This window comes from Gluconacetobacter tumulisoli (assembly GCF_014174155.1).
GTDB classification, from domain to species: Bacteria; Pseudomonadota; Alphaproteobacteria; order Acetobacterales; family Acetobacteraceae; genus Gluconacetobacter; species Gluconacetobacter tumulisoli.
This window is the reverse complement of record NZ_JABEQM010000006.1, coordinates 106,331-128,710: the sequence shown is the minus strand read 5'-3', so window position 1 is coordinate 128,710 and position 22,380 is coordinate 106,331. Positions and strand designations below refer to the sequence as shown.

The 22,380-nt window shown below is 66.3% G+C and carries 20 protein-coding genes and 1 tRNA gene; 12 read left to right on the top strand and 9 right to left on the bottom strand.

All coding sequences use genetic code 11. The annotated features are described in order from the left end of the window. Positions 1 to 116 precede the first annotated feature (116 nt). Positions 117 to 764, top strand: a complete 648-nt coding sequence (locus HLH28_RS09180) for a JAB domain-containing protein (protein WP_246395878.1) — start codon at positions 117 to 119, stop codon at positions 762 to 764. A gap of 15 nt (positions 765 to 779) precedes the next feature. Here the strand turns inward: HLH28_RS09180 and HLH28_RS09175 are convergent, their stop codons facing one another. After that, positions 780 to 1,526, bottom strand: coding sequence for an HAD hydrolase-like protein (locus HLH28_RS09175; protein WP_182957995.1), 747 nt, complete (start codon positions 1,524 to 1,526; stop codon positions 780 to 782). Between the two features lie 125 nt (positions 1,527 to 1,651). Between HLH28_RS09175 and HLH28_RS09170 the strand changes: the two genes are divergently transcribed. Continuing rightward, entirely contained in the window at positions 1,652 to 2,338 is a 687-nt protein-coding gene (locus HLH28_RS09170; RefSeq protein WP_182957992.1) for a JAB domain-containing protein, read from the top strand. 17 nt (positions 2,339 to 2,355) lie between these two features. Here the strand turns inward: HLH28_RS09170 and HLH28_RS09165 are convergent, their stop codons facing one another. After that, complete coding sequence (locus HLH28_RS09165) at positions 2,356 to 4,161, bottom strand: sensor domain-containing diguanylate cyclase (protein WP_182957989.1); 1,806 nt, start codon at positions 4,159 to 4,161, stop codon at positions 2,356 to 2,358. A gap of 121 nt (positions 4,162 to 4,282) precedes the next feature. Then, positions 4,283 to 4,357: transfer RNA gene (locus tag HLH28_RS09160), tRNA-Thr, on the bottom strand. A 406-nt stretch (positions 4,358 to 4,763) separates the two neighbouring features. Here HLH28_RS09160 and HLH28_RS09155 point away from each other — a divergent pair. Further along, positions 4,764 to 4,973: a hypothetical protein gene (locus tag HLH28_RS09155; RefSeq protein WP_182957986.1), complete on the top strand. Its 210-nt coding sequence runs from the start codon at positions 4,764 to 4,766 to the stop codon at positions 4,971 to 4,973. Between the two features lie 37 nt (positions 4,974 to 5,010). Here the strand turns inward: HLH28_RS09155 and serA are convergent, their stop codons facing one another. The 3 genes from serA to HLH28_RS09140 form a co-directional block, all read right to left on the bottom strand. Continuing rightward, a complete protein-coding gene (gene serA, locus HLH28_RS09150) occupies positions 5,011 to 6,276 on the bottom strand; it encodes a phosphoglycerate dehydrogenase (protein WP_182957983.1) in 1,266 nt (421 codons plus the stop codon). A 99-nt stretch (positions 6,277 to 6,375) separates the two neighbouring features. Next, entirely contained in the window at positions 6,376 to 7,188 is an 813-nt protein-coding gene (locus tag HLH28_RS09145; protein ID WP_182957980.1) for an inositol monophosphatase family protein, read from the bottom strand. Then, complete coding sequence (locus HLH28_RS09140; protein ID WP_338029694.1) at positions 7,185 to 7,748, bottom strand: c-type cytochrome; 564 nt, start codon at positions 7,746 to 7,748, stop codon at positions 7,185 to 7,187. The genes HLH28_RS09145 and HLH28_RS09140 overlap by 4 nt, the downstream gene beginning before the upstream one ends. A 146-nt stretch (positions 7,749 to 7,894) precedes the next feature. On the opposite strand from HLH28_RS09140, the gene HLH28_RS09135 reads away from it, so the two are divergent. The 4 genes from HLH28_RS09135 to smpB all read left to right on the top strand — a co-directional run bounded on the left by HLH28_RS09135 (position 7,895) and on the right by smpB (position 11,083). Further along, positions 7,895 to 8,638 (top strand): 3-deoxy-manno-octulosonate cytidylyltransferase, encoded by a 744-nt coding sequence (locus HLH28_RS09135; RefSeq protein ID WP_182957977.1) that lies wholly within the window; start codon positions 7,895 to 7,897, stop codon positions 8,636 to 8,638. Beyond that, complete coding sequence (locus HLH28_RS09130) at positions 8,635 to 9,516, top strand: prephenate dehydratase (protein ID WP_182957974.1); 882 nt, start codon at positions 8,635 to 8,637, stop codon at positions 9,514 to 9,516. The genes HLH28_RS09135 and HLH28_RS09130 overlap by 4 nt, the downstream gene beginning before the upstream one ends. A 177-nt stretch (positions 9,517 to 9,693) precedes the next feature. After that, positions 9,694 to 10,587: a 4-hydroxy-tetrahydrodipicolinate synthase gene (gene dapA, locus HLH28_RS09125; protein WP_182957972.1), complete on the top strand. Its 894-nt coding sequence runs from the start codon at positions 9,694 to 9,696 to the stop codon at positions 10,585 to 10,587. Positions 10,588 to 10,591: 4 nt separating this feature from the next. After that, entirely contained in the window at positions 10,592 to 11,083 is a 492-nt protein-coding gene (gene smpB / locus HLH28_RS09120; protein WP_182957970.1) for an SsrA-binding protein SmpB, read from the top strand. Positions 11,084 to 11,324: 241 nt separating this feature from the next. On the opposite strand, the gene HLH28_RS18250 is transcribed toward smpB, so the two are convergent. Further along, positions 11,325 to 11,996, bottom strand: a complete 672-nt coding sequence (locus HLH28_RS18250) for a cold-shock protein (protein WP_182957968.1) — start codon at positions 11,994 to 11,996, stop codon at positions 11,325 to 11,327. 366 nt (positions 11,997 to 12,362) lie between these two features. Here HLH28_RS18250 and HLH28_RS09110 point away from each other — a divergent pair, with 366 nt between their 5' ends. Next, positions 12,363 to 13,376: a lipid A deacylase LpxR family protein gene (locus tag HLH28_RS09110; RefSeq protein WP_182957966.1), complete on the top strand. Its 1,014-nt coding sequence runs from the start codon at positions 12,363 to 12,365 to the stop codon at positions 13,374 to 13,376. Positions 13,377 to 13,433: 57 nt separating this feature from the next. Here HLH28_RS09110 and recG read toward each other — a convergent pair whose 3' ends face one another. Continuing rightward, on the bottom strand, positions 13,434 to 15,548 hold the full coding sequence (gene recG / locus HLH28_RS09105) for an ATP-dependent DNA helicase RecG (RefSeq protein WP_182957963.1): 2,115 nt from the start codon (positions 15,546 to 15,548) through the stop codon (positions 13,434 to 13,436). Between the two features lie 123 nt (positions 15,549 to 15,671). On the opposite strand from recG, the gene HLH28_RS09100 reads away from it, so the two are divergent. Genes HLH28_RS09100 through HLH28_RS09090 form a run of 3 tightly spaced genes read left to right on the top strand, consistent with a single transcriptional unit; the run spans position 15,672 to position 20,276 of the window. Beyond that, a complete protein-coding gene (locus HLH28_RS09100) occupies positions 15,672 to 15,983 on the top strand; it encodes an FAD assembly factor SdhE (protein WP_182957961.1) in 312 nt (103 codons plus the stop codon). Next, entirely contained in the window at positions 15,980 to 19,453 is a 3,474-nt protein-coding gene (gene mfd, locus HLH28_RS09095) for a transcription-repair coupling factor (protein ID WP_182957958.1), read from the top strand. The genes HLH28_RS09100 and mfd overlap by 4 nt, the downstream gene beginning before the upstream one ends. 28 nt (positions 19,454 to 19,481) lie before the next feature. Continuing rightward, complete coding sequence (locus HLH28_RS09090) at positions 19,482 to 20,276, top strand: SDR family NAD(P)-dependent oxidoreductase (RefSeq protein ID WP_182957955.1); 795 nt, start codon at positions 19,482 to 19,484, stop codon at positions 20,274 to 20,276. Between the two features lie 22 nt (positions 20,277 to 20,298). Here the strand turns inward: HLH28_RS09090 and HLH28_RS09085 are convergent, their stop codons facing one another. After that, positions 20,299 to 21,237 carry a hypothetical protein gene (locus tag HLH28_RS09085; protein WP_182957951.1) on the bottom strand — a complete coding sequence of 313 codons (939 nt, stop codon included), beginning with the start codon at positions 21,235 to 21,237 and terminating at the stop codon, positions 20,299 to 20,301. A 104-nt stretch (positions 21,238 to 21,341) separates the two neighbouring features. Here HLH28_RS09085 and HLH28_RS09080 point away from each other — a divergent pair, with 104 nt between their 5' ends. Then, positions 21,342 to 22,370: a bile acid:sodium symporter family protein gene (locus tag HLH28_RS09080; protein ID WP_408869832.1), complete on the top strand. Its 1,029-nt coding sequence runs from the start codon at positions 21,342 to 21,344 to the stop codon at positions 22,368 to 22,370. Positions 22,371 to 22,380 lie beyond the last annotated feature (10 nt).

Sequence of the window (22,380 nt, the reverse complement as noted above, 5' to 3'; positions counted from 1 at the left end):
CGCACGTCGCACACGAAACAGGGGGAAGGATGGCACGACGGGGCGGGAATGGGGCGACGGTACCTCCGCGGGATGTGCCGTTCAGGGATACCGGCCCGCAGGGACACCGGGCCCGCATGCGCACACGGGTGCTGACGGCGGGCGCGGCCTCGCTCGCCGACTACGAAATCGTCGAGATGCTGCTGTTCTACGGCATTCCCCGACGCGATACCAAGCCGATGGCCAAGGCACTGATCAACCGGTTCGGCAGCCTGGCGGCCCTTTTGTCGGCATCGTCCGACGCGCTGCATGGAGCGGGCCTGACCGACGGGACCGCCCTGCCACTGATGCTGCCCGCATGCGCCGCGGCCTGCCTGTCCCGACAGGAGCCGGTCACGCGCGCGCATGTCGGGGACTGGGACGCCGTGATGACCTATTGCGACATCATGCTGGCCGATGCGCCGCCGGGGCAGTTGCGGATCCTGTTCCTGGACAGTGGCAACCACGTCATCGCCGACGAACCGCTGCCTGCCACGCTGGATGGCGGCGAACTGGACGCTCTCCAGCGCCATATCCTGCTGCGGGCCCTGGACGTCCACGCCACCGCGTTCGTCGGCGTTCGCATCGCCTCCTCCTGGCCGCCGTCGCCCGGGCAGATCGATCGCGACACCGTCCTGATGCAGGCGATCTCCCATCATGCCCAGACATTGTCACTGACCGTGCAGGATCATCTCCTGCTCGGCCGGGGCCGGTGGATCAGCCTGCGGCAGGAACGACGACTATAAGGGCACGATATCCGTTCAGACGGTTTCCTGTTCGTCGGCCGGGGGCATGCCATGCACGACGGTCCCCGCATGCAGGCGGGTCGCGGCAAGCTGATCGCGGATGGCGGCCAGAAGCTCGCCGGGATCGTTGACCAGCCCGTCCGCGCCGGCTTCGGTCAGTTCGGTCTCGCCGCCATAGCCCCACAGCACGCCCAGCGCGCGGATATGGTTCGCATGCGCGCCGCTGATATCGAACCGGCGGTCGCCGACCATGACCGCGCGATTGGTCGGGATGGCGTGTTCGCGCAGCAGATCCGCGATCAGTTCCGGTTTCTCGGCGCCGCTATCGTCGGGCCGGGCGCCATACAAAGCCGTGAAATATTTGGTCAGCCCCCGCAGGTCGAGAATCGCGCGCGCAAGATGCACGGGCTTGGAGGTCGCGAGGAACAGCCGCGCTCCGGATGCGACCACGCTCTCGATGACGTCCTGCATGCCCGGGAAGACAGGGCTGCGATGCATGCCGCGCCGCTCGTAATGATAGCGGTACAGCTTTACGGCTTCCTCGGCGCGGTCGTCGCCGTAATGCTCCAGGACGCGGGCGACCAGATCGTGCAGCGGGGGGCCGACCACCCAGGTCAGGTCTTCCTTCGGATCGGGTTCATGGCCAAGATCACGCAGCGAGTCGTGTAGAGAGCCAATAATTCCAGCACGCGAATCAACGATGGTGCCATCAAGATCGAGAAGAACAGCATCGCGATGGCTCAGGGACGACAGAAAATTCATGCGGGTTATGGTCCTTCGGGCTCCATGAGGTCCATCTATAGCAATGCCGGCACGCGGATGCGACCTGCCCCGCGCCACGATCCCGTGTCCCGCCGGACAGGCACGCCGCAGGCGGGGCAGGGCGCATGACGACGGCCCCGCGGATCCCCCCGGACGCGACCGATCCCGCCCGCGCCGCGATCCTGGCGGGTACGGGGGACGAACTGGATGACATGACGCTGATGACTGCGATCCTGTCCCTGGCCCTGCCTGCCAGCGCCGATCGCCCGCGCGTTGCCGGCCGGTTGCTGGCCCGTTTCGGAACGGTCGGTGGCCTTCTCGCCGCCGACCCGGAGGATCTGGCGGCGGCGGTCGAGGGCAAGGTGCCGGTCAGCGTTGCCATCCTGCTGCTGCGCGAGGCGGCGATACGCCTGATGCGGGCACGGATCAGCCAGGGAAACGTGCTGTCGTGCCACGCTGCGCTGATGTCCTATCTTCAGGCTGCCCTGGCGCGGGACGATGTCGAGCAGTTCCGGGTGCTGTTCCTGGACCATCAGGCCCGCCTGATCTCGGACGAGGTGCTGGCGCGTGGGACGGTCGACCATACCCCGGTCTACCCGCGCGAGGTCATGCGGCGCGCCATCCGGCTGAAAGCGCGCGAACTGATTCTGGTCCACAACCATCCGGGATGGAATCCGATGCCTTCACGCGAGGATATTGCGATGACTCGCCGGCTGGAACAGATCGCGACCGTACTGGGCCTGTCGATCCGCGACCACATCATCGTCGGCAACGGAGCATCCACCAGCTTCCGGCAATCCGGGTTGCTCTGATCCGGGACGGGAGGTGTTCAGAGCAGAACCTGAGTGGAGGGCACGGAGGCCATCTGGAGACGATTGCGTCCCGCACGCTTCGCAGCATAGAGCGCCTGGTCCGCCCGGGAGATCAGCAGGTCCCGGTCCTCGCGGTCCATGCGGGTGGCGAGGCCCATGCTGATCGTGACCCGGATCGTCGCGCCGTCCGGCAGGACGATCGAATCCGCCGAGACGGCACGCACGATCCGGCGCGCCAAGGCGACGGCCTGCTTATGGCCGTCGCCCACGATCAGGATCGCGAACTCTTCCCCGCCGATCCGGGCGACCATGTCCCTCTCGCGCACCGCCGCACGGACGGTCAGGGCGATATGGCGCAGCACGGCATCCCCGGCCGGATGGCCGTACTGGTCATTGACGTGCTTGAAATGGTCGAGGTCGAACAGCGCGACGGTCAGGCCGGCGGACGCAGTCCCATCCGTCAGATGGACGCCAAGCGCCTGAAAGAACGCGCGACGATTGGGCAATGTCGTCAGTTCATCGGTATTGGCGGCGGTTTCATAGGCTGCGGCGATCTGCCGGTTCTGCTCATCGAGCGTCAGCTGGTCGGTCACGTCGCGGATCAGGCCGCCGAACCCGTCCCCTTCGTCCAGCCGGTAGGCCAGGATTTCGACATGACGGATGGTACCGTCCCGGCGGTGAATGCTGACGACCAGCCTGATCTCGTCCCGGGTTCCGTCGGTCAGTTCGGCCTGGGCCCGGGCGAGGGCCGGCCGGTCTTCGGGCACGATATCGTCCAAAACGGGCTGGCCCAGCCTGCTGCTGACGTCGAAGCCGGACATCTGCGCATAGGCAGGGTTCAGGTAACGCCACCGGCCCGCAGCATCGGCACGGAACAGCACGTCACCGACCCGGTCGGCCAGATGCCGGAAATCCTGGAAGCGCTGTTCCGCCAGATTTGTCTTCTGGTCACGCTGGGTCAGCACGGCGCCCAGTGGCAGCGCGCAGAAGAAGATGGTCGCCAGGTAGAGCTGGAAAATATAGATCTTCGTCGCGGCGGGACCATGAACCAGCATCAGCGGCCCGGTTTTGGTCAGGGTGAAGAAACTGCCGATTACCGCGACGATGGCCACCGACAGCGCAGCCCCTTTGGCATTGAGATGATACGTCGCCAGCAGAAGAGGCGGCAGGATCAGAAACTGGACAGGGTAGCGGGATTGCGCGAACACCCCGACGGACGTCGCGGCGACGAAGATCATCAGGATCAGTGTGGTCGCCCGATGCGGTCCGGCGGTCGCAAGCCGCAGCCTGTCGCGGCCGGGAGAGAGCGCCAGGAGCATAGGCACGATGATCAGCAGGCCAGGCAGGTGCGACATGCCCCAGAATATGCTGCCCCCCAGCCAGGCGTGGCCTTCGCCGATGGCCAGAGCGCCCCCCGCGATGGCGGCGGAACAGGCGACCGCGGCGAAGATCGCGATCGCAAAACGAAACGCCCATCCCGGCTGCTCGAAGAAATTCACGATCGGACTGATCCTGCGGACCAACCCGGCCGCCAATGCGACCTCGATCACATTGGCCAGGGAAAATCCCAGGACGACACCCCAGGGGCGATTGTCCCCGATATTGATCAGGGCCGTCATCACGCACAGCGCCAGAGCGTAAAGACGACCGTCTGATCGGGGCGACCGCAGCATCGCGACCACGATAATGGCATTGGCGGGCCAGATCGTGGCAACCCCGCCCACATGCTTGGTCCAGGTGACGCTGATGAACGCGCAGGCCGCAGCCAGCACGAAGACCAGCGCGTGCGCAATTTTCCTGTTTTCGAATGATATGTCAGTCATTGCCCATGACCCGCCAGCGCCACCTTTGTCCTAACAGGAAACAGGCGGTCCGAGAACCGGGGCGCCATCAGGTCGACCGAAAATCGGCCGTTATGTCGGGCCATTTGGAACATCGGCGTTCTGGTGCCGGGTGAGGGATTTGAACCCCCGGCCTTCGGTTTACAAAACCGCTGCACTACCGCTGTGCTAACCCGGCAACTCTGCGATAAAGCCTGACTTTATCACGGAAGAAAAAACTGGCTGAACGTTCCGGCGCGCGTCCGCGATCCGTTGTCTTTGCGCGCCTTTCTGCCTTTCCCGTCGGTCCCGGTCAAGGGCCGAGTGCGCGGCCGCCTGGATGGTGGTTTTCGTATCGGAACGTCCCATGCGTGTGACCGTAATGATCCCGGCCCGTGCCACATTCCTGCCGACATTATCCCATTGAACTGCCCGCGCCGCAGGGGCGAGCAGGTCGGGCATGGTCGGGCATGGTCGGGCATGGTCGGGCGACACGGCCTGAAAAGCTGACATCCGGAAACCGGAAACTCGTCTAAGCGTTTGATTTGGAAAAGGTCGGGGACAACCCGTCCCCAGATCGATAGTAGGTATCTTGAGGTTTTTTGATGTTGCTGGATTCCACGATTATCGAAGTCGACGGCGTTTTCCTCGGCACAGCGATCCTGTTCGCCGGCGGCCGTCTGCTGCGGTTTTACGCGGTGCACGACAGCGTCCGCGCCTTGCATGACCAGATCCTGCCGGACCTGGATTCACTGCGCCGCAAGGTTGGTCAGCATTTTCGGAAAATGGCGCCTGTCCCACCGCGACCGGCATAAGTCCGGTGGGACACGCCATCGGGAAATGCGGGGCCGATCAGGGCTGCTGATAAAGCAGTCGCGCCCGGATCGTTCCCTTCAGGTCACGCAGGCGCGCCAGGATTCGGTTATCCTTTTCGACGTCGCGTCCGGTATCGGCCTCGACAACCACATAGCCCAATTCGCCATCGGTCTGCAGGTACTGGGCGGTGATGTTGCTGCTCTCGGACATGAAGATCTCATTGATCTGCAGCATGATGCCGGGAACGTTGCTGTGAACGTGCATGAAGCGCGTGCCGCGCGGGCTTTCGGGAAGCTGGACCGTCGGAAAATTCACCGCGCCAAACGTCGATCCGATATCGGAATATTCGATCAGCTTGCGCGCAACCTCGACGCCGATGCGTTCCTGCGCCTCGGCGGTAGAACCGCCGATATGCGGGGTCAGGATGACGTTGCTCAAATCCTGCAGCGGCGACGTGAAGCGGTCCCCCGCACCCTTCGGCTCGGTCGGGAAGACGTCGACAGCCGCCCCCAGCAAGTGTCCGTCGCGCAGGGCCACGGCCAGCGCATCCAGATCCACGACATTGCCGCGCGCGTTGTTGATCAGGAAGGATCCCGGCTTCATCGCCCGGATCTGCTCTTCGCCGATCAGGTTGGCAGTGCTGGCCATCTGCGGCACATGCAGACTGACCACGTCGCTCTGCATCAGCAGTTCGTTCAGCGTATCGACCGGGGCGGCATTGCCATGCACCAGCTTGTCGATCACGTCGAAATAGATGACGCGCATGCCGAATGCCTCGGCAAGCACCGAGAGCTGGGAACCGATCGAGCCATAGCCCACGATGCCCAGCGTCTTGCCGCGCACTTCCCAGCTGTTGGCGGCGGATTTGGTCCACCCCCCGGCATGGCACTGCACGGATTTGGGGAAAATCTGGCGCATCAACATCACGATTTCGCCCATCACCAGTTCGGCGACCGAGCGCGTGTTGCTGAACGGCGCGTTGAACACCGGAATGCCGTGGTTCCGCGCCGCCTGCAGATTGACCTGGTTGGTCCCGATGCAGAAGCAGCCGATGGCGATCAGGCGATCGGCGGCGGCGATGATCTCGTCCGTCAACTGGGTGCGGGACCGGATGCCGACGATGTGCACGCCCTCCAGGGCGTCGCGCAATGCCTGGCCTTCCAGCGCCTTGGTCAGGCGGGTGACGTTCTCGTAGCCGTTGCTCTTCAGCAGCGATACCGCGCTGTCGTGAACGCCTTCGAGCAGCAGGATACGGATCTTGTCCTTGGGAAGGGACAGGTGGCTGGTGGTCTCGCTGCTCATGTCGAATACTCGCGCCTATTCGAAGAAGATGTCGCTCCTATCCGATCGACGGATAAATGAATAGGGGCGACATCGACATCGGAGGTATGTCGCCTCCGTTCAAGTCCGCGTCGGACGCCCCGTGCAGAGCAGCGCCGAGGCCGTGTCCAGCAACGCCGGATCGCCGACCGCCAGCACCGTTCCGTCGCCGCCGGCCCGCAGGGGGCGGCCGCTCCAGTCCGTGACGCGGCCGCCAGCGCCCTCGATGACGGGCACCAACGCCGCCCAGTCCCAGATCTTCATCGTGCATTCGGCGACGACATCGATCTGCCCCAGCGCCAGCAATCCGTAGGCATAGCAATCCCCGCCCCAGCTGACGCGCTTCGCGCTGCGCCGCAGGGTGTTCCAATGCGGGGTGGGGGCGCCCTCGATCATCTCGGGCGCGGTGCAGGACAGCTCCGCCTGTCCGATATCGGGACAGGGGCGGGTGCCGATCGCGCCCGGCCAACGGGATTCATAGCGGGTGGGGCGCCCGCGCACGCCGATCCAGCGTTCGCCGGTCACCGGCTGGTCGATCACGCCCAGGACGGGAACCCCGTCCTCCAGCAACGCGATCAGGGTGCCGAAGGTCGGTCGGCCGGTCAGGAAGGCCCGGGTTCCATCCACCGGATCGATGACCCAGCAATAGCGTCCCCCGGCGCGTTCCTGCCCGAATTCCTCGCCCAGCACCCCATGGTCCGGCAGGCGCTCGGCCAGCACGGCGCGGATGGCGCGTTCGGCCGTGCGGTCGGCGATGGTGACGGGGCTGCGGTCGTCCTTGTCGTCGGCGCCGACGCCCTGCCGGAAGAAGGGACGGATCACGCAGCCCGCGACATCCGCCGCCGCCGTCGCCGCCGCAACCAGTCGGTCGCTGTCATTCGGATCCATGGTCATTTTCCACCATCGGACAAGGTGCGCAGGAAGGCGATAATGGCGGCACGATCATTTTCGTCCGCCACGCCGGGAAAGGCCATCTTGGTTCCGGCGGCGAAGGCCGACGGGCTTTGCAGCCACGCCGACAGGGTGTCGTCGGTCCAGGTCTCGGCCTTGTGGGCCGCCAGGGCCGGGGAGAATTCATAGCCGGGAATGTCGCCGATCTGCGTGCCGACGACGCCATACAGCGCCGGGCCGATCAGGGCCGGCCCGTCCTTGGCGAAGCTGTGGCACATGGCGCACATGCGCGCCGCCAGCGCCTGTCCAGCCTTGGGATCGGCATGGGCCACTACCTCCGCGATGGAGTGCGGGGCGGCCGCCGACCCTGGTGAAGGGGAGGAAGAGGCGGGCGCAGGCAGCACGAAGGCCGGATGGGCTGGGGCGGCGGGCGGCACGGCCAGGTATCCGGCGCCCCAACTGCCGCCCAGGGCCAGGGCGGCCACCAGGATGGCGGCTCCAATACGGTTGGCGTCCTTGCTGTCCATCCGGAATACGTTGCTCCACCAGGGGTACGGTTGCATGAGGGCGGGTCCTTACCTAGACTGCCGGCCGCCTTGTGTGAAGCATTGCCGGATTGTCCCGTAAAGGCGGGATTCCCATGTCCGCACCGGCATTTCCGTCGTCCGGATCGTTTCCGCCGCTTCCGACCTGAGGCCCCGTTTTCCGTATGAACCCGATCGTTGTCATCCCCGCCCGCATGGCCTCGACGCGGCTGCCGGGCAAGCCGCTGGCCATGATCGGCGATCGTCCCATGATCCTTCATGTAATGGACCGGGCCCGATCGGCGGATATCGGCCCCGTCATCGTGGCGGTGGCGGACGCCGAACTGGCCCGGGTCGTCGAGGCGGCGGGCGGCACGGCCGTCATGACCGATCCGACACTTCCATCCGGATCGGACCGCGTCTGGCAGGCGCTGCGCGATGTCGACCCCCAGGCGCGCCATGACGTCGTGGTCAATCTGCAGGGCGACCTGCCGGGGCTGGACCCGCGCAACCTGGCGGCCGCACTGCTTCCGCTGGCCGATCCGGGAGTCGATATCGGAACCCTGGTCGCCCCCATGACCGACCCGGAGGAATCGGGGCGCGAGTCGGTGGTCAAGACAGCCTGCGCCTTTTCCGACGAGGCGGCAGAAACGATTGCCCGGGCGCTGTATTTTTCGCGTGCTTCCGTGCCCTGGGGGCAGGGGCCGCTGTGGCATCATGTCGGGATTTACGCCTATCGCCGACAGGCGCTGGCCCATTTCGTCGGTCTGGCGGAATCGGCCCTGGAAAGGAGGGAGAAGCTGGAACAGCTCAGGGCCCTGGAGGCCGGACTGACGATCGGATGCTGCCGGATCGCCGCGGCGCCCTTCGGGGTGGATACGCCCGACGACCTGGAGCGGGCACGCCGTCTCCTGGCAGGTGCACGATGAACGTCGAATCATCCACGCCGCCGGCCGGCACGATCGCGTTCCAAGGGCGGCCCGGTGCCTATTCGGACCTGGCCTGTCGCCAGGCGCGGCCAGGCTGGGCGACCTTGCCATGCGTGACATTTGCCGATGCGATCGCCGCGGTGCACGATGGTCGAGCGGACCTGGCGATGCTGGCCTGCGAAAACAGCCTGGCCGGGCGGGTGCCGGACATCCATGCCCTGTTGCCGCAGGCCGGCCTGTATATCATCGGCGAGCACTTCCAGCGGGTCGAGCATTGCCTGATGGGGGTGCCGGGCGCCCGCCTGTCCGATGTCCGGCGCGTCCACACGCACCCCGTCGCCATGGCCCAGATCAGAGGCATCATCGGCGAATTGGACCTGACCCCGGTCGTGGAGTTCGACACTGCGGGGGCCGCCGAACTGGTGGCGCAATGGGGCAATTCCGAGGACGCGGCCGTGGCCTCTTCCCTGGCGGCAGAACTGAACGGCCTGACGATCCTGCGCCGCAATGTCGAGGACGCGGCCCACAACACGACCCGGTTCTACATCGCATCGCGCGAGGCGTTGCGTCCCGCGCCGGGGCAGGCCGGCACACTCACGACCGTGCTGTTCCGCGTCCGCAACGCGGCGGGTGCGCTCTACAAGGTCCTGGGTGGCTTCGCGACTAACGGCGTCAACATGACGCGACTGGAAAGCTACATGCTCGACGGATCGTTCGCCGCGACCCAGTTCCTGCTGGATGTCGAAGGCCATCCCGACGACCCGGCGCTGGGCCGCGCACTGGCCGAACTGGCGTTCTTTTCCGAAGTGTCGACAATCCTGGGCGTCTATCCGGGATCGCCCTTCCGCCGGACGGCGGAACAGGGCGCGGCCGGCTAGGCGGTGCCGACAGGGTCATGGACCGGCGCGGTTGGCCCGCGCGACCGCGGGCCCTATGATGCGAAGAGGGATGGACGGTTGTCTTCCCGGGTCGCCCCGCATTAACAGGACAGGCAGGATTGCCGTCCATCCGCTGCATCGGGTGGTCGGCGCTTTTTTCAGAACGCACGACATCAAATGGAAACGACCATGTTCAAGGGTTCCATCACCGCCCTGATTACGCCGATGAATGACGACGGAACGCTGGATCTTCCGGCATTCGGCCGATTTGTCGACTGGCAGGTCAAAGAGGGATCGTCGGGCGTGGTCCCCGTCGGCACGACAGGCGAAAGCCCGACCCTGACGCATGAGGAACATGCGCGCGTCGTCGAATACACCATCGAGACCGTGGCCGGGCGCGTCCCCGTGATCGCTGGCGCCGGCTCGAACAGTACCGCCGAGGCCGTGGGCATGGCGCGGCACGCGAAGCGGGTCGGGGCGGATGCGGTCCTGGTCGTGACCCCCTATTACAACAAGCCGACCCAGGAAGGGCTGTATCGCCATTTCATGGCCGTCGCGGATGCGACGGACCTGCCGTTGATCCTGTACAATATTCCCGGACGGTCGGTGGTCGAGATCACCGTCGATACGATCGCGCGGCTGGCGCGGCACGCCAATATCGTAGGGGTCAAGGATGCGACGGCCAACCTGCTGCGCCCGCTCCAGGTCCGGCAGGCGATCGGGCACAAGCCATTCAACCAATTGTCCGGCGAAGACGGCACGGCGGTGTCCTTCCTGGCGGCCGGCGGTGACGGTTGCATCAGCGTCACTTCGAACGTCGCCCCGCGCCTGTGCGCGGAAATGCAGCTGGCATGGCAGGACGGACGGGTGGCCGACGCCATGGCGATCCAGGACCGGCTGCTGCCGCTGCATGATGCGCTGTTTTGCGAAAGCAGCCCCGGCCCTGTGAAATATGCCGCAAGCCTTCTGGGACTGACCGGCGAGACCTGCCGCCTGCCTCTGGCACCCCTGGCGGAAGCCTCGCGCGCGCGTGTGCGCGAGGCCCTGCAGGTCACCGGCCTGCTGGACTAGGATCATGGCCGAAAAACGCAAGAGCGGCATGATTGCCACGGGGATCGCGGCCCAGAACCGCAAGGGCCGCTTCAATTACACCATCCTGGAGACGATCGAGGCCGGACTGGTGCTGAAGGGCCCCGAGGTCAAGAGCCTTCGGCTAGGCCGGGCCATGATCAACGAGGCTTATGCCGGGGACCGCAATGGGGAGATCTGGCTGTTCAACAGCTATATCCCGGAATACCAGGGTGGCGTGCTCTCGCGTTTCGAAACGCGCGCGCCGCGCAAATTGCTGCTGCATGGCAAGCAGGTGGACAAGTTGCTGGGCGCCGTGGCGCGTGACGGCGTCACGCTGGTGCCCCTGGACATCCATTTCAACGATCGCGGCCTGGCCAAGGTGACGCTGGGAATCGGCGAGGGTCGCAAGAAAGCGGACAAGCGCCAGGCGATCGCCGATCGCGACTGGCAGCGGGACAAGGCGCGCCTGATGCGCAACAAGGGCAGGGGCGATTAAAAGGCGGCAAGCCTCAGGGCACTGCCCTGAAACCCGCCAAAGGCCATCGGCCTTTGGAAACCAATTCGTTATCCATGATCAGAGGCCAGAGCCGTAGAGGCTGGTCTGGCATGTGGGCCTATTGAGCAGGAAGGCGCGACGGATCACCACCAGGATGCACGTCGGACCAGCCTCTTCCGCAAACGCAGACGGGGCCGCCCAAGGGCGGCCCCGTCCTATAGTCGCAGGTAAAGTGCGCTCGTCAGTCGACGCTGATGGACGCAGCCTCGGGGCCTTTCTGGCCCTGAACAACCTGAACGTTCGCCGTCTGGCCTTCGGTCAGGCCCGTCAGGCCCGAACGCTCCAGCGCGGAAGCATGGACGAAGATGTCCTTGCCGCCAGTTTCGGGCGTGATGAAACCGAAGCCCTTGGTCGCGTTGTACCACTTGACCACGCCGCGCATCTCCTGCGCATGCGACAGGTCGGGGGCGGGACGGGACGGACGGGCACCGCCGAAACCACCGGGGGCACGCGGAGCGCCGAAACCACGGGGACGCTCCGGCTGGGCCGTGCTCTCATCCACCGACACCACGGCCGCGACCTGGCGGCCCTTGGGGCCCTGGCCGATGCGGACCACCAGGGTCGCGCCCGGAGACACGGAATCGTGCCCGCTCTGCGCCAACGCGTTGGCATGAAGGAAAACGTCGCCCGAACCATCGGCTAGTTCGACGAAGCCGAAGCCCTTTTCGCCGTTGAACCATTTGACGGATGCGCCGATCTCCGGCCCCGAGGCGAGGACCTGAGAAGGGCTGCTCCCCATCGGACGACGAGGTGCGCCGCCACGATCGCCAAACGAAGGCGACGGCATGAAATCGTCGTCAAATCCGCCGCGGCGCGGGGAGCGGGGGCTGCGGTCGGTCCTGTTACTTCTCAACGGTCGTAATCCCGAGGTCTAGATGGCGGGTCCCTGTCCCAGGAAACCACCGGATGAAAACTCTTTACGAAACAAGGCGCCCTGTCCCCAATATTCCCGCCGTCACGACGACCGGGCCAGAAAGCATCCCTGTTCCATGCGGACCCTAGCACGAATGCGCCGGTGTCCGATACAGATAAGCATATCCCTCGGCCGGGGTTCCATCATGATTTGACGTCGCTGACCGGTTCGTGAGCACAAGAATTATGTCAGCGCGGCGATCACGATGTCCGTTCCGGGCTTTCTCGGAGCGGCCGAACGATTTAGAGAGGTCAAAACAGATCTCTAGTGAGCGGGGAGCCGATGAGCCAGGCGAGGATATCGACAATGACCGACTGGCTTCTGCGGGTGGGTGCGCTGGCGGCCGGTCTTGGCGGCCTTGCGACATGGGCGGCGCCGGCCGGCGCGACGCCGTTGCAGGATCCGTACGGCACCTGGACCCTTCAGGGCGAGAATGACGCGGTCAGCACCCTCAAGGGCACGTCGGACCAGTACTACACCAGTGGCCTGCGGCTGAACTGGACGTCGGGCACCGACAACCAGCCCGCGCCGATCGAGACGATCAACCATGCCATCATGGGTCGTGGCGTCACCCGCATCAGCCTGGGCGTCCAGCAACTGATCTTCACGCCGCACGACACCCAGACCCCGCTGGCCCAGCCGCATGACCGGCCGTACTCCAGCGTGCTGCTGGGCACCGTCAATTTGATCAACGACACCGACCTGTCGCGGACGGTGTTCGGCATACAGTTCGGCGTCATGGGCCCGGCAGGCCTGGGGCGGCAGCTGCAGAACGGATTCCACGGGGCGATCGGCGACACCAAGAACCTGGGCTGGAACCACCAGTTGCAGAACCAGCCGATCTTCCAGGTGCAGATGGGCCGGACCTGGCGCCTGCCGTTGGCGGATGTTTTCGGTATTTCGATGGATATGCTGCCGGCGGCCTCGGCGGCGGCGGGCGATTACCGGATCTACGGGTCGGTTGCCGACACCTTCCGGATCGGGCAGGGGCTGAACAGCGATTTCGGAACCCCGACCATCGGGCCGGGCGTCGACGGTACGGACGCCTACGCCCTGACGCGCCCGGTCGCGTGGTACGCCTTCGGCAATGTTACCGGCAGTGCCGTCGGCTATGACGCCACGTTGCAGGGCAACACGGTGCGCAGCAATTCGATGCATGTGCCGATAAACTGGGATGTCGGCGAGATCCATGCCGGCGTCGCAGTGATGTGGCACGGCATGCGCCTGACCTACAGCCAGGTCTGGCAGACCCAGGAATTCCGCGGGCAGCGCAGCGGCCTGTTCAACTATGGATCGCTGGCGCTGTCGGCGAAATTCTGATCGCAGGGCGGGGCGCGTCGCGACGCGCCCCGCTGCATTCGTTTCCGTTGCAGCGCGTTACCCTGACCGCAGGATGCGGGCCGCATCGTCCCGGGCAAACAGTTCCAGCAGCACGGAGATGGCATCCCGGCGCGGGCCGGTGATCTGGCCGTCCGGCGCCACCAGCCGTTCCGCATCCTGCGACGCCAGCGCGACCAGCAGGTCGAGGCGCGCGCCCGTCGCCAGGCGCAGATCCGGCAGGCCGGACTGACGCCGGCCCGTCATATCGCCGCCGCCGCGCAGGCGGAAATCCTCGTCCGCGATCAGGAAGCCGTCGTCGGTATCGCGCAGCAGGGCCAGCCGGCGCCGTGCGGTCTGGCCCAGGGCGTCGTCATGCAGCAGCAGGCAGAACGATTCGTCGTGCCCGCGCCCTACGCGCCCACGCAACTGGTGCAATTGCGCCAGGCCGAAACGCTCGGCATGTTCGATGACCATGACCGTCGCGGCCGGGATATCCACCCCTACCTCGATGACCGTCGTCGCCACCAGGATTCGTGTCCGTCCGGCCGCGAAATCGGCGATCGCGGCCTCGCGTACCGTGATGTCCTGCTGGCCGTGCGCCAGGCCGACGACAGGGCCGAAACGTTCGGTCAGGGCGGCGAAACGCGCCTCGGCCGCCGCGATATCCATCGATTCGCTTTCCGTGACCAGCGGACAGACCCAGAAAATCCGCGCACCGCGCCCGATCGCGCGGCCGACTCCGTCCAACAGGCCGGCAATCGATGCCATGCCGTGCAGCGACGTCCGCACCGGCTGCCGGCCGGCGGGTTTCTGGTCCAGGCGGCTGACCTGCATTTCCCCCCATTGAGTCAGCAGCAGGGTGCGGGGAATCGGGGTGGCGGTCATCACCAGGATGTCGGTCAGATGCCCCTTTTCGCCCAGCAGCAGGCGTTGTTCGACGCCGAAGCGATGCTGTTCGTCGATGACGGCCAGCGCCAGATCGTCGAACACCACCTTGTCCTGAAACAGGGCGTGGGTGCCGATCACCAGAGGGGCCTTGCCCTGGGCGATCTCCTCCAGCACCGTCTTGCGGGCACGTCCCTTGATGCTGCCGCTGAGGAACGCCACGGGCACCGGGGCCAGCTTCTGGAACGTTGCATAATGCTGCCGCGCCAGGATCTCGGTCGGCGCCATCAGGACCGCCTGGTGCCCGGCCTCCGCCACGCCCAGCATCGCCATCAGCGCAACCAGTGTCTTGCCCGCCCCGACATCGCCCTGAAGCAGCCGCATCATCGGATTCGGAGCGGCGAGATCCTGGTCGATGTCGCGCAGCGCACGGATCTGCGCGCTGGTCGGGGCGTGGCCGAAACGCGCCAGGGCAATGGCGCGCAACGCACCGGTCCCAGCAATCGCTCGACCGGGCCGGTTACGGTTGCGCCGCCGCGCCTCGACCATCGCGATCTGCCCCGCCAGCAATTCGTCGCAGGCCAGACGCAGACGCGCCCGTTCGCTGGCAGCGACATAGACGTCGTCCTGCAGCAGGTCGGCGAAGGCGGACGGGCAATGCAGATGCCGCAGCGCCGTTTCGAAATCCGGCCATTGGCGGCGCGCCACCAGCGCCGGGTCCAGCCATTCCGGCACGGCCGGAAACCGCAGGAACGCCTGATGCAACGCCCCGCGTACATGGCGGGGAAACAGGCCCGCGGTCAGCGGCCAGACCGGTTCCAAGGCGGGAATCGCATCGGCACGATCCCGCGGGACGATATGGTCGGGATGGGCGATCGACAGCCGGTCGCCGAATCTCTCCAGCATGCCCGACACGGCAATGGCCGAGCCCACGACCATCTGCCGCGCCTGGTAAGGGGAAAAGAACGCCAGTTCCGCGACGCCGCTGTCATCGGCCACCTGTACCCGCCAGGGCTGCCGCGTTCCTCGCGCGGGGGCGTCGATGCGGCGGACGGTGACCGCCAGCGTGCACACCCGCCCCGGAATGGCGTCGCACAGGCGGGGACGATACCGGCGGTCTATGACCGACTCGGGCAGGTGAAACAGCAGGTCCATCACCCTGTCGCCCCGCACGGCCCGTGCCAGCAGCCGTGCGACCGCCGGCCCCACGCCGGGCAGGGTGCCGAGCGGGGCAAGCAGCGGGGCAAGGTTGTTCCCCCGGCCGTCCTGAAGGATGATACCCGACACGCGTTCTTCGTCCGCTCTCTACTATCCCTTGCCGGGCCCTTGCCGGGCTGACAGGATTCTGTCGCAGGGCTATAGGACAGCGACGCCAAGGAACAAAACGAAACCATGTCTGGGCAGGGTGCTATGGCTGTCGATACCTCCGATCTCGCGACCCTCGATCCGCGCCGCCGCCGGATCTATTACCGCGCCACCCATCGCGGCACGCATGAGACCGATATTCTGATCGGCGGCTTCGTCGCCCCGCGCCTCGCCGGCATGAGCGACGCGGAACTGGATGCGCTGGAGGCGGTGATGGACCTGCCGGACGCCGACCTCGCGGACTGGCTGAGCGGCCGCCGGCCCGTCCCGGCCGAGTTGGACAGCCCGATGATGCAGGCCATCCTGGCCGACGCGAACGACCCCGCCCGCCAGGCCGCGATCCGGGGAGAGCGATGATCGCGGCGGCCGGATCGCCGTCGCCCGCCATCGCCACCATATGGGGCGTGCCGGACGGCTATGACGCCTTTCTGCTGGCCCGTCGCCTGGGCGACCATGGCGGCCCCATCCTGCATGTGGCGCGGGACGATGCCGGGATGGCACGGATCGGCGACCTGCTGGCCCTGGTCGCGCCGAATGCCGAGATCCTGCGCTTTCCGGCCTGGGACTGCCTGCCGTATGACCGGGTATCGCCCAACCCCGCCATCGTCGCCGAGCGTGTAGCGACCCTGACCCGGCTTCTGGAGCCGGCAACGGCGCCGCGGGTGGTCCTGACCACGGTGGGCGGGCTGGTGCAGCGCGTGGCGCCACGCGCTGCATTCCAGGGCCAGTCCCTGGCCCTTGCCACCGGTGAAAGCCTGGACCAGGCCTTTCTGATCGAATTGCTGGTGGCCAACGGCTACAACCGTACCGACACGGTCATGGAGCCTGGCGAATTCGCGACCCGGGGCGGAATATTCGATATCTTCCCGGCTGGCGAGGCCGAGCCCGTACGCCTCGACCTGTTCGGTGACGAGGTCGAGAATATCCGCCGCTTCGACCCCGCCACCCAGCGGTCGTCGGAACGACTGGACCGGTTCATCATGCGGCCCGTGGCAGATTTTTCGCTGGACCAGGCGAGCGTGTCGCGTTTCAGGACGGGATGGCGCGACCTGTTCGGCCCCGCGGCGGCGGCCGATCCGATCTACCAGCATGTGTCCGACGGACGGCGCCATGCCGGCCTGGAACATTGGCTGCCGTTATTCCACGACCATCTGGAAACGCTGATCGACTATCTGCCCGGCGTATCGGTCATCCTGGCGCATCAGGCGCAGGACGTCCTGACCGCACGGCTGGAGATGATCGCCGATCATTTCGAAGCCCGTCGCCAGCCCGTGCGCGAGGGCGAGGTCCCGTACCGCCCTCTGCCGCCGCACCTGATGTATCTGGACCGCAAGGGCTGGGACGGCATCCTGTCGGGCCGTCCAGTCATGGCGTTCAGCCCGTTCGCCCGCCCCGAAGACGGGCCGGGGATCGATGCCGGCGGCCGGCCCGGAATCCTGTTCGCGCGCGGCACCGGCACCGAATCACGGGAAAATGTGTTCGCGCTGCTCGACACGCAGGTGCGGCAATGGGCGGAGGTCGGACGCCGGGCCTATGTCACGGCCTGGACGCGTGGCTCGCGCGAGCGCATCGCGACTCTGCTGCGCGAACACGGCATGGCAGTGGACCTCTACGAGGACTGGACGCGTGCGCAGGGCCTGAAGCCCGGGACGGTGGGCCTGCTGACAATGGGTCTGGAACGGGGTTTCGTCGCCGATAACCTGGCCTTCGTGTCCGAGCAGGATTTGCTGGGCGAGCGGATATCGCGTCCGCCCCGCCGTCGAAAGAAGGCCGATCAGTTCATTGCCGAGGCATCGGAAATCGCCGAGGGCGACCTGGTCGTCCATCAGGATTACGGCATCGGTCGCTATGACGGGCTGGAGACGATCGGCGTCGGGAGCGCGCCGCACGATTGTTTGCGCCTGGTCTATGACGGCAACGAGAAATTGTTCCTGCCGGTCGAAAATATCGAACTGCTGAGTCGCTTCGGCTCGGACCAGGCGGGCGTGGCGCTGGACAAGCTGGGCGGGGCCTCCTGGCAGAACCGCAAGGCCCGGATGAAGCAGCGCATCCGCGACATGGCGGGCGAACTGATCCGCACCGCCGCCCTGCGGGCCCTGCGCGAGGCGCCGAGCCTGACGCCTGCCGAGGGGCTATGGGACGAATTCTGCGCCCGCTTCCCCTTTGTCGAGACCGAGGACCAGTCGCGCGCCATCGCCGACGTGCTGGAGGACATGGGATCGGGTCGTCCGATGGACCGCCTGGTCTGCGGCGACGTCGGGTTCGGCAAGACCGAGGTCGCGTTGCGCGCGGCCTTCGTCGCCGCCATGTCCGGCGCCCAGGTGGCCGTGGTGGTGCCGACGACCCTGCTGGCGCGCCAGCATTTCCGCACGTTCTCCGCCCGGTTCGCGGGCCTGCCGGTCACGGTCGCGCAATTGTCGCGCATGGTCACCGCCAAGGACGCCGCCGCCGTGCGCAAGGGCCTGACCGACGGGACGGTCAACATCGTCATCGGCACCCATGCGCTGCTGGCCAAAACGGTGCAGTTCGCCGACCTGGAGTTGCTGATCATCGACGAGGAGCAGCATTTCGGCGTCGCCCACAAGGAGAAGCTGAAGGCCCTGCGCGAGGACGTGCACGTCCTGACCCTGTCGGCGACGCCGTTGCCGCGTACCCTGCAGCTGGCTCTGACCGGGGTGCGGGAAATGAGCCTGATCGCCACCCCGCCGACGGATCGCCTGGCCGTGCGGACCTTCATCATGCCGTTCGACAGCGTGGTGATCCGCGAGGCGATCCAGCGCGAACGCTTCCGGGGCGGCCAGATCTTCTGCGTCGTGCCGCGGATCGAGGATCTGGACCGGATGGCCACCCGTCTGCACGACATCGTGCCCGACGCCCGGCTGGTCCAGGCCCACGGACGCCTGTCGCCGACAGAGCTGGAACGGGTCATGACCGAGTTCAGCGACGGCAAGTACGACATCCTGCTGTCCACCAATATCGTGGAGAGCGGGTTGGACATGCCGGCGGTGAACACGCTGATCATCCATCGCGCCGACATGTTCGGCCTGGGGCAGCTGTACCAGCTGCGTGGTCGGGTGGGGCGCGGCAAGCAGCGCGGCTATGCCTACCTGACCTGGCCGCAGACCCATGTGCTGTCCGCCGCCGCGGAAAAGCGGCTGGAGGTCATGCAGACCCTGGACACGCTGGGCGCGGGCTTCACCCTGGCCTCGCACGATCTGGACCTGCGCGGAGCGGGCAATCTGCTGGGCGACGAGCAGTCGGGGCATATTCGCGAGGTCGGGATCGAACTCTACCAGCAGATGCTGGAGGACGCGGTCGCCGAGATGCGGGCGGAAAAGGGACGCCGCAAGATCCAGGATCGCGATTGGACGCCCAATATCATCCTGGGCCTGCCGGTTCTGATCCCCGAAACCTATGTGACCGACCTGCCGGTCCGGCTGGGTCTCTATCGCCGGATCGCCGCCCTGGCCAGCGATGCGGAGGTCGAGGCAATGGAGGCCGAACTGGTCGATCGCTTCGGTACCCTGCCGGACGAAGTCCGGAACCTTCTGGACGTGGTCGCGATCAAGCGACTGTGCCGCGAGGCCGGGGTGGAACGGCTGGAAGCCGGACCGAAGGGCATGGTCATCCAGTTCCGGGGCAACCATTTCGCCAATCCGGGTGGACTGGTGACGTGGATCGCGACGCAGAAGGACGGCAATGTCCGCCTCCGCCCGGACCACAAGCTGGCCCTGGTGCGGGAAATGACGAACGCGCAGCGCATTCGTCTGGCCAAGGACACGGTCCTGACGCTCGGCCGGCTCGCAAGCCAGGAGAAGGCGGCCTGACGGCGACAGCACGAAAGGAACAGGCGACATGAAGATCGATCTGACGGGCAAAACGGCCATCGTCACGGGCTCCACGGCGGGAATCGGGCTGGCCATCGTCGTGGCCCTGGCTGAAACCGGGGCGGAGGTCATCGTGAACGGACGCGGCCAGGCCCGGGTGAACGAGGCCCTGGCCCATGTCCGCGCGCGCGTTCCGACGGCGCGGTTGCGCGGGGTCGCGGGCGATCTGGGTACCGAGGCGGGGGCCGATGCCTTCGTCCGCGCGGTGCCTCGGGCCGATATCCTGGTCAACAATCTGGGGATCTTCGAACAGGCGGATTTCCTGCAGACCCCCGATTCCGCATGGCAGCGATTCTTCGACGTCAACGTCATGAGCGGCGTCCGCCTGACCCGTCACTATCTGCCGGGAATGGTCGAGCAAAAATGGGGACGGGTGGTCTTTATCTCCAGTGAATCCGCACTGAACATTCCACCTGACATGATCCATTACGGCTTCAGCAAGGCCGCCCAGGTCGCGATCGCCCGCGGAATCTCGGAAAGCGTTCCCGGCACAGGCGTCACCGTCAATTCGGTCCTGCCGGGCCCGACCCGGACGGAGGGCGTGATGGCGATGTTCGAGCACGCTGCCCAGGAGAGTGGTCGTCCGGTCGCGGAGATCGAGGCCGAATTCGTGCCCGCGCACCGTCCGACCTCCCTGATCCGCCGTCTGGCGGAACCGGAGGAGATCGCCAGCATGGTGGCTTATATCTGCTCGCCACAGGCATCGGCGACGACCGGCGCCACGCTGCGGGTCGAAGGCGGATTGCTGCGCCACCCGGGCTGAGGGAGCACAGCCGGAGGGGGAATCAACGGAGGGGCAGGGGGATCCGGTTGACCGTCAGGATTCCTCCCTGCCACGCCACGTCCCACGAGGTGTCGTCGGCATCGGCATGATGCCCCACCAGATTGGCCAGGATCAGCGCGGTGGCGACCCGGGTCTGTCCCATGGCGCGGACGGCGGCGATCAGGTCGGGCAGGTTGCGCATGCTCATATGCCCGGTCGCCGACGCGGCGTCCGGATTGCCCGTCAGGACCGCCGAGCCGCTGCCGTCCAGGCGCATGTCCGAACGTTGGGCCGTCAGGCTGCGAATGGTGACGGGCACGGCGACCCCCTGTGTCGGCCGCCCGCTGACCGCCGCCAGAAGCGGGCCGAGAGACCGGGCCGGGATCGAGAAGACAGACCGTGCCTGCTGCGGCAGCAGGGATGACAGGCCGCCCTGACCAGTGGTGGCCGCATCCTGGATTTCGAGAGAAGCCACGACCGGCATGTCCGTCCCGGCACCTGCCAGATGCAGGTGGATCGTCCTGAACGACATCCGGGTCAATCCATTGGCGATCGTCGGGTGGGACCAGGTCAGATCGTAGGACCCGTCCGCCCCCAGCCCACGCAGGACGGGACTGACGGTGTCGGTAAAGTAGCCGGGCGTGCAGCCCGGGACGTGGTGGTTGGTCAGCGCCCCCAGCAGCACCACGGACGCCGCGTCCAGGATGTCGCGACCCGGCGTCGCGGTCCCGCCGCTCCCCTTGACACTGACGGTGGCGGCGTGAAGAGAAGGAGGCTCCATGCCGCCGGAAAAGCGCAGGCGATAGCCATGGGCCGTAGCGGTGCCTCCACCGCCAGCCGGGCTGTCAGCACCTGCGACGGCGCAATCGCCCGGCAGCGGCGCAGCCATGGCGGACGGGAGTATCGCCATGGTGCCGCCCAGGACGATGGCCATAAGGACGGCAGGGGAAAGGATTCGCATTTTCTTCATCTCGGCCAGAGGGTGACGCGACCGCGTCCATAAGGCAATTTGGCACGAGAGTGTGACGGCCGAGAGGCGATATCCCCCCTTCGGCCGGTCCTACGATGTCTTCCTCTACTGCCCAGGGCCCACCGATGCTCAAGCCGGATCCGTTTCTGCTCAGCCTTATCTGCACCGTCGTTCTCGCGACGGTCCTGCCGTGTCACGGCGCCGCGGTGCCGGTGTTCCAGGACCTGGCGATCGCGGTTATCGCGCTGATGTTCTTCATGCAGGGCGCCCGCCTGTCGCGCGACGCCGTGCTGGGCGGCATCGTGAACTGGCGGCTGCACCTGGCGATCCTGCTGTGCACATTCGCGCTGTTTCCCGTGCTGGGGCTGGCGCTGCACGTCCTGTTTCCCAACCTGCTGGAACCGTCGGTCTGGCTGGGCATCCTGTTCCTGTGCTGCCTGCCATCCACCGTCCAGTCGTCCATCGCGTTCACGTCCATTGCCCGGGGCAACGTCCCCGCGGCCGTCTGCGCGGCCACGACATCCAATATCGTGGGAATTTTCATTACCCCGATCCTGACCGGGCTGGTGCTGGCCCGGCATGGCGCCTCGGCCGGGCATGGCGGCGTCCTGGCGATCATGACGCAATTGCTGCTGCCCTTCATCCTGGGGCAGGTACTCCAGCCCTGGCTGGGCAAATGGGCGCACCGCAACAAGAAGCTGCTGTCGCTGAGCGACCGGGGATCGATCCTGATCGTCGTCTACACCGCGTTCAGCGAGGCCGTGGTCCAGGGCCTGTGGCACACGCTGCCGCTGTCGCAGATCGGCCTGGTCATGGTCGTGGATGGCGTTCTGCTGGCACTGGTCCTGCTGGCCACCACGCTGGGCAGCCGGGTATTGGGATTTCCCAAGGACGACGAAATCGCCATCGTCTTCTGCGGGTCGAAGAAAACGCTGGCCTCCGGCGTGCCGATGGCCAACGTGCTGTTCGCACCAAGCACCGTCGGTCTGGTGGTGCTGCCCCTGATGATCTATCACCAGATCCAGCTCTTTGTCTGCGCGATGCTGGCCCGGCGATATGCGGCGGCACAGGACGCGGCCCGAGGTCCGGTGGATCGCGCTTCTTCCCCTCTGACCTTGCGATAGGTTTCCGCAG

What these genes read in the sequence shown, in the direction of transcription:
- HLH28_RS09110 (WP_182957966.1), top strand. Translation starts at nt 12,363, where the DNA reads ATGACCGACTGGCTTCTGCGGGTGGGTGCGCTGGCGGCCGGTCTTGGC.
- HLH28_RS09130 (WP_182957974.1), top strand. Translation starts at nt 8,635, where the DNA reads ATGAACGTCGAATCATCCACGCCGCCGGCCGGCACGATCGCGTTCCAA.
- dapA (WP_182957972.1), top strand. Translation starts at nt 9,694, where the DNA reads ATGGAAACGACCATGTTCAAGGGTTCCATCACCGCCCTGATTACGCCG.
- HLH28_RS09145 (WP_182957980.1), bottom strand. Translation starts at nt 7,188, where the DNA reads ATGACCATGGATCCGAATGACAGCGACCGACTGGTTGCGGCGGCGACG.
- HLH28_RS09100 (WP_182957961.1), top strand. Translation starts at nt 15,672, where the DNA reads ATGGCTGTCGATACCTCCGATCTCGCGACCCTCGATCCGCGCCGCCGC.
- serA (WP_182957983.1), bottom strand. Translation starts at nt 6,276, where the DNA reads ATGAGCAGCGAGACCACCAGCCACCTGTCCCTTCCCAAGGACAAGATC.
- HLH28_RS09170 (WP_182957992.1), top strand. Translation starts at nt 1,652, where the DNA reads ATGACGACGGCCCCGCGGATCCCCCCGGACGCGACCGATCCCGCCCGC.
- HLH28_RS09085 (WP_182957951.1), bottom strand. Translation starts at nt 21,237, where the DNA reads ATGCGAATCCTTTCCCCTGCCGTCCTTATGGCCATCGTCCTGGGCGGC.
- HLH28_RS09090 (WP_182957955.1), top strand. Translation starts at nt 19,482, where the DNA reads ATGAAGATCGATCTGACGGGCAAAACGGCCATCGTCACGGGCTCCACG.
- HLH28_RS09080 (WP_408869832.1), top strand. Translation starts at nt 21,342, where the DNA reads ATGTCTTCCTCTACTGCCCAGGGCCCACCGATGCTCAAGCCGGATCCG.
- HLH28_RS09135 (WP_182957977.1), top strand. Translation starts at nt 7,895, where the DNA reads ATGAACCCGATCGTTGTCATCCCCGCCCGCATGGCCTCGACGCGGCTG.
- mfd (WP_182957958.1), top strand. Translation starts at nt 15,980, where the DNA reads ATGATCGCGGCGGCCGGATCGCCGTCGCCCGCCATCGCCACCATATGG.
- HLH28_RS09155 (WP_182957986.1), top strand. Translation starts at nt 4,764, where the DNA reads ATGTTGCTGGATTCCACGATTATCGAAGTCGACGGCGTTTTCCTCGGC.
- HLH28_RS09140 (WP_338029694.1), bottom strand. Translation starts at nt 7,748, where the DNA reads ATGCAACCGTACCCCTGGTGGAGCAACGTATTCCGGATGGACAGCAAG.
- HLH28_RS09180 (WP_246395878.1), top strand. Translation starts at nt 117, where the DNA reads ATGCGCACACGGGTGCTGACGGCGGGCGCGGCCTCGCTCGCCGACTAC.
- HLH28_RS09165 (WP_182957989.1), bottom strand. Translation starts at nt 4,161, where the DNA reads ATGACTGACATATCATTCGAAAACAGGAAAATTGCGCACGCGCTGGTC.
- smpB (WP_182957970.1), top strand. Translation starts at nt 10,592, where the DNA reads ATGGCCGAAAAACGCAAGAGCGGCATGATTGCCACGGGGATCGCGGCC.
- HLH28_RS09175 (WP_182957995.1), bottom strand. Translation starts at nt 1,526, where the DNA reads ATGAATTTTCTGTCGTCCCTGAGCCATCGCGATGCTGTTCTTCTCGAT.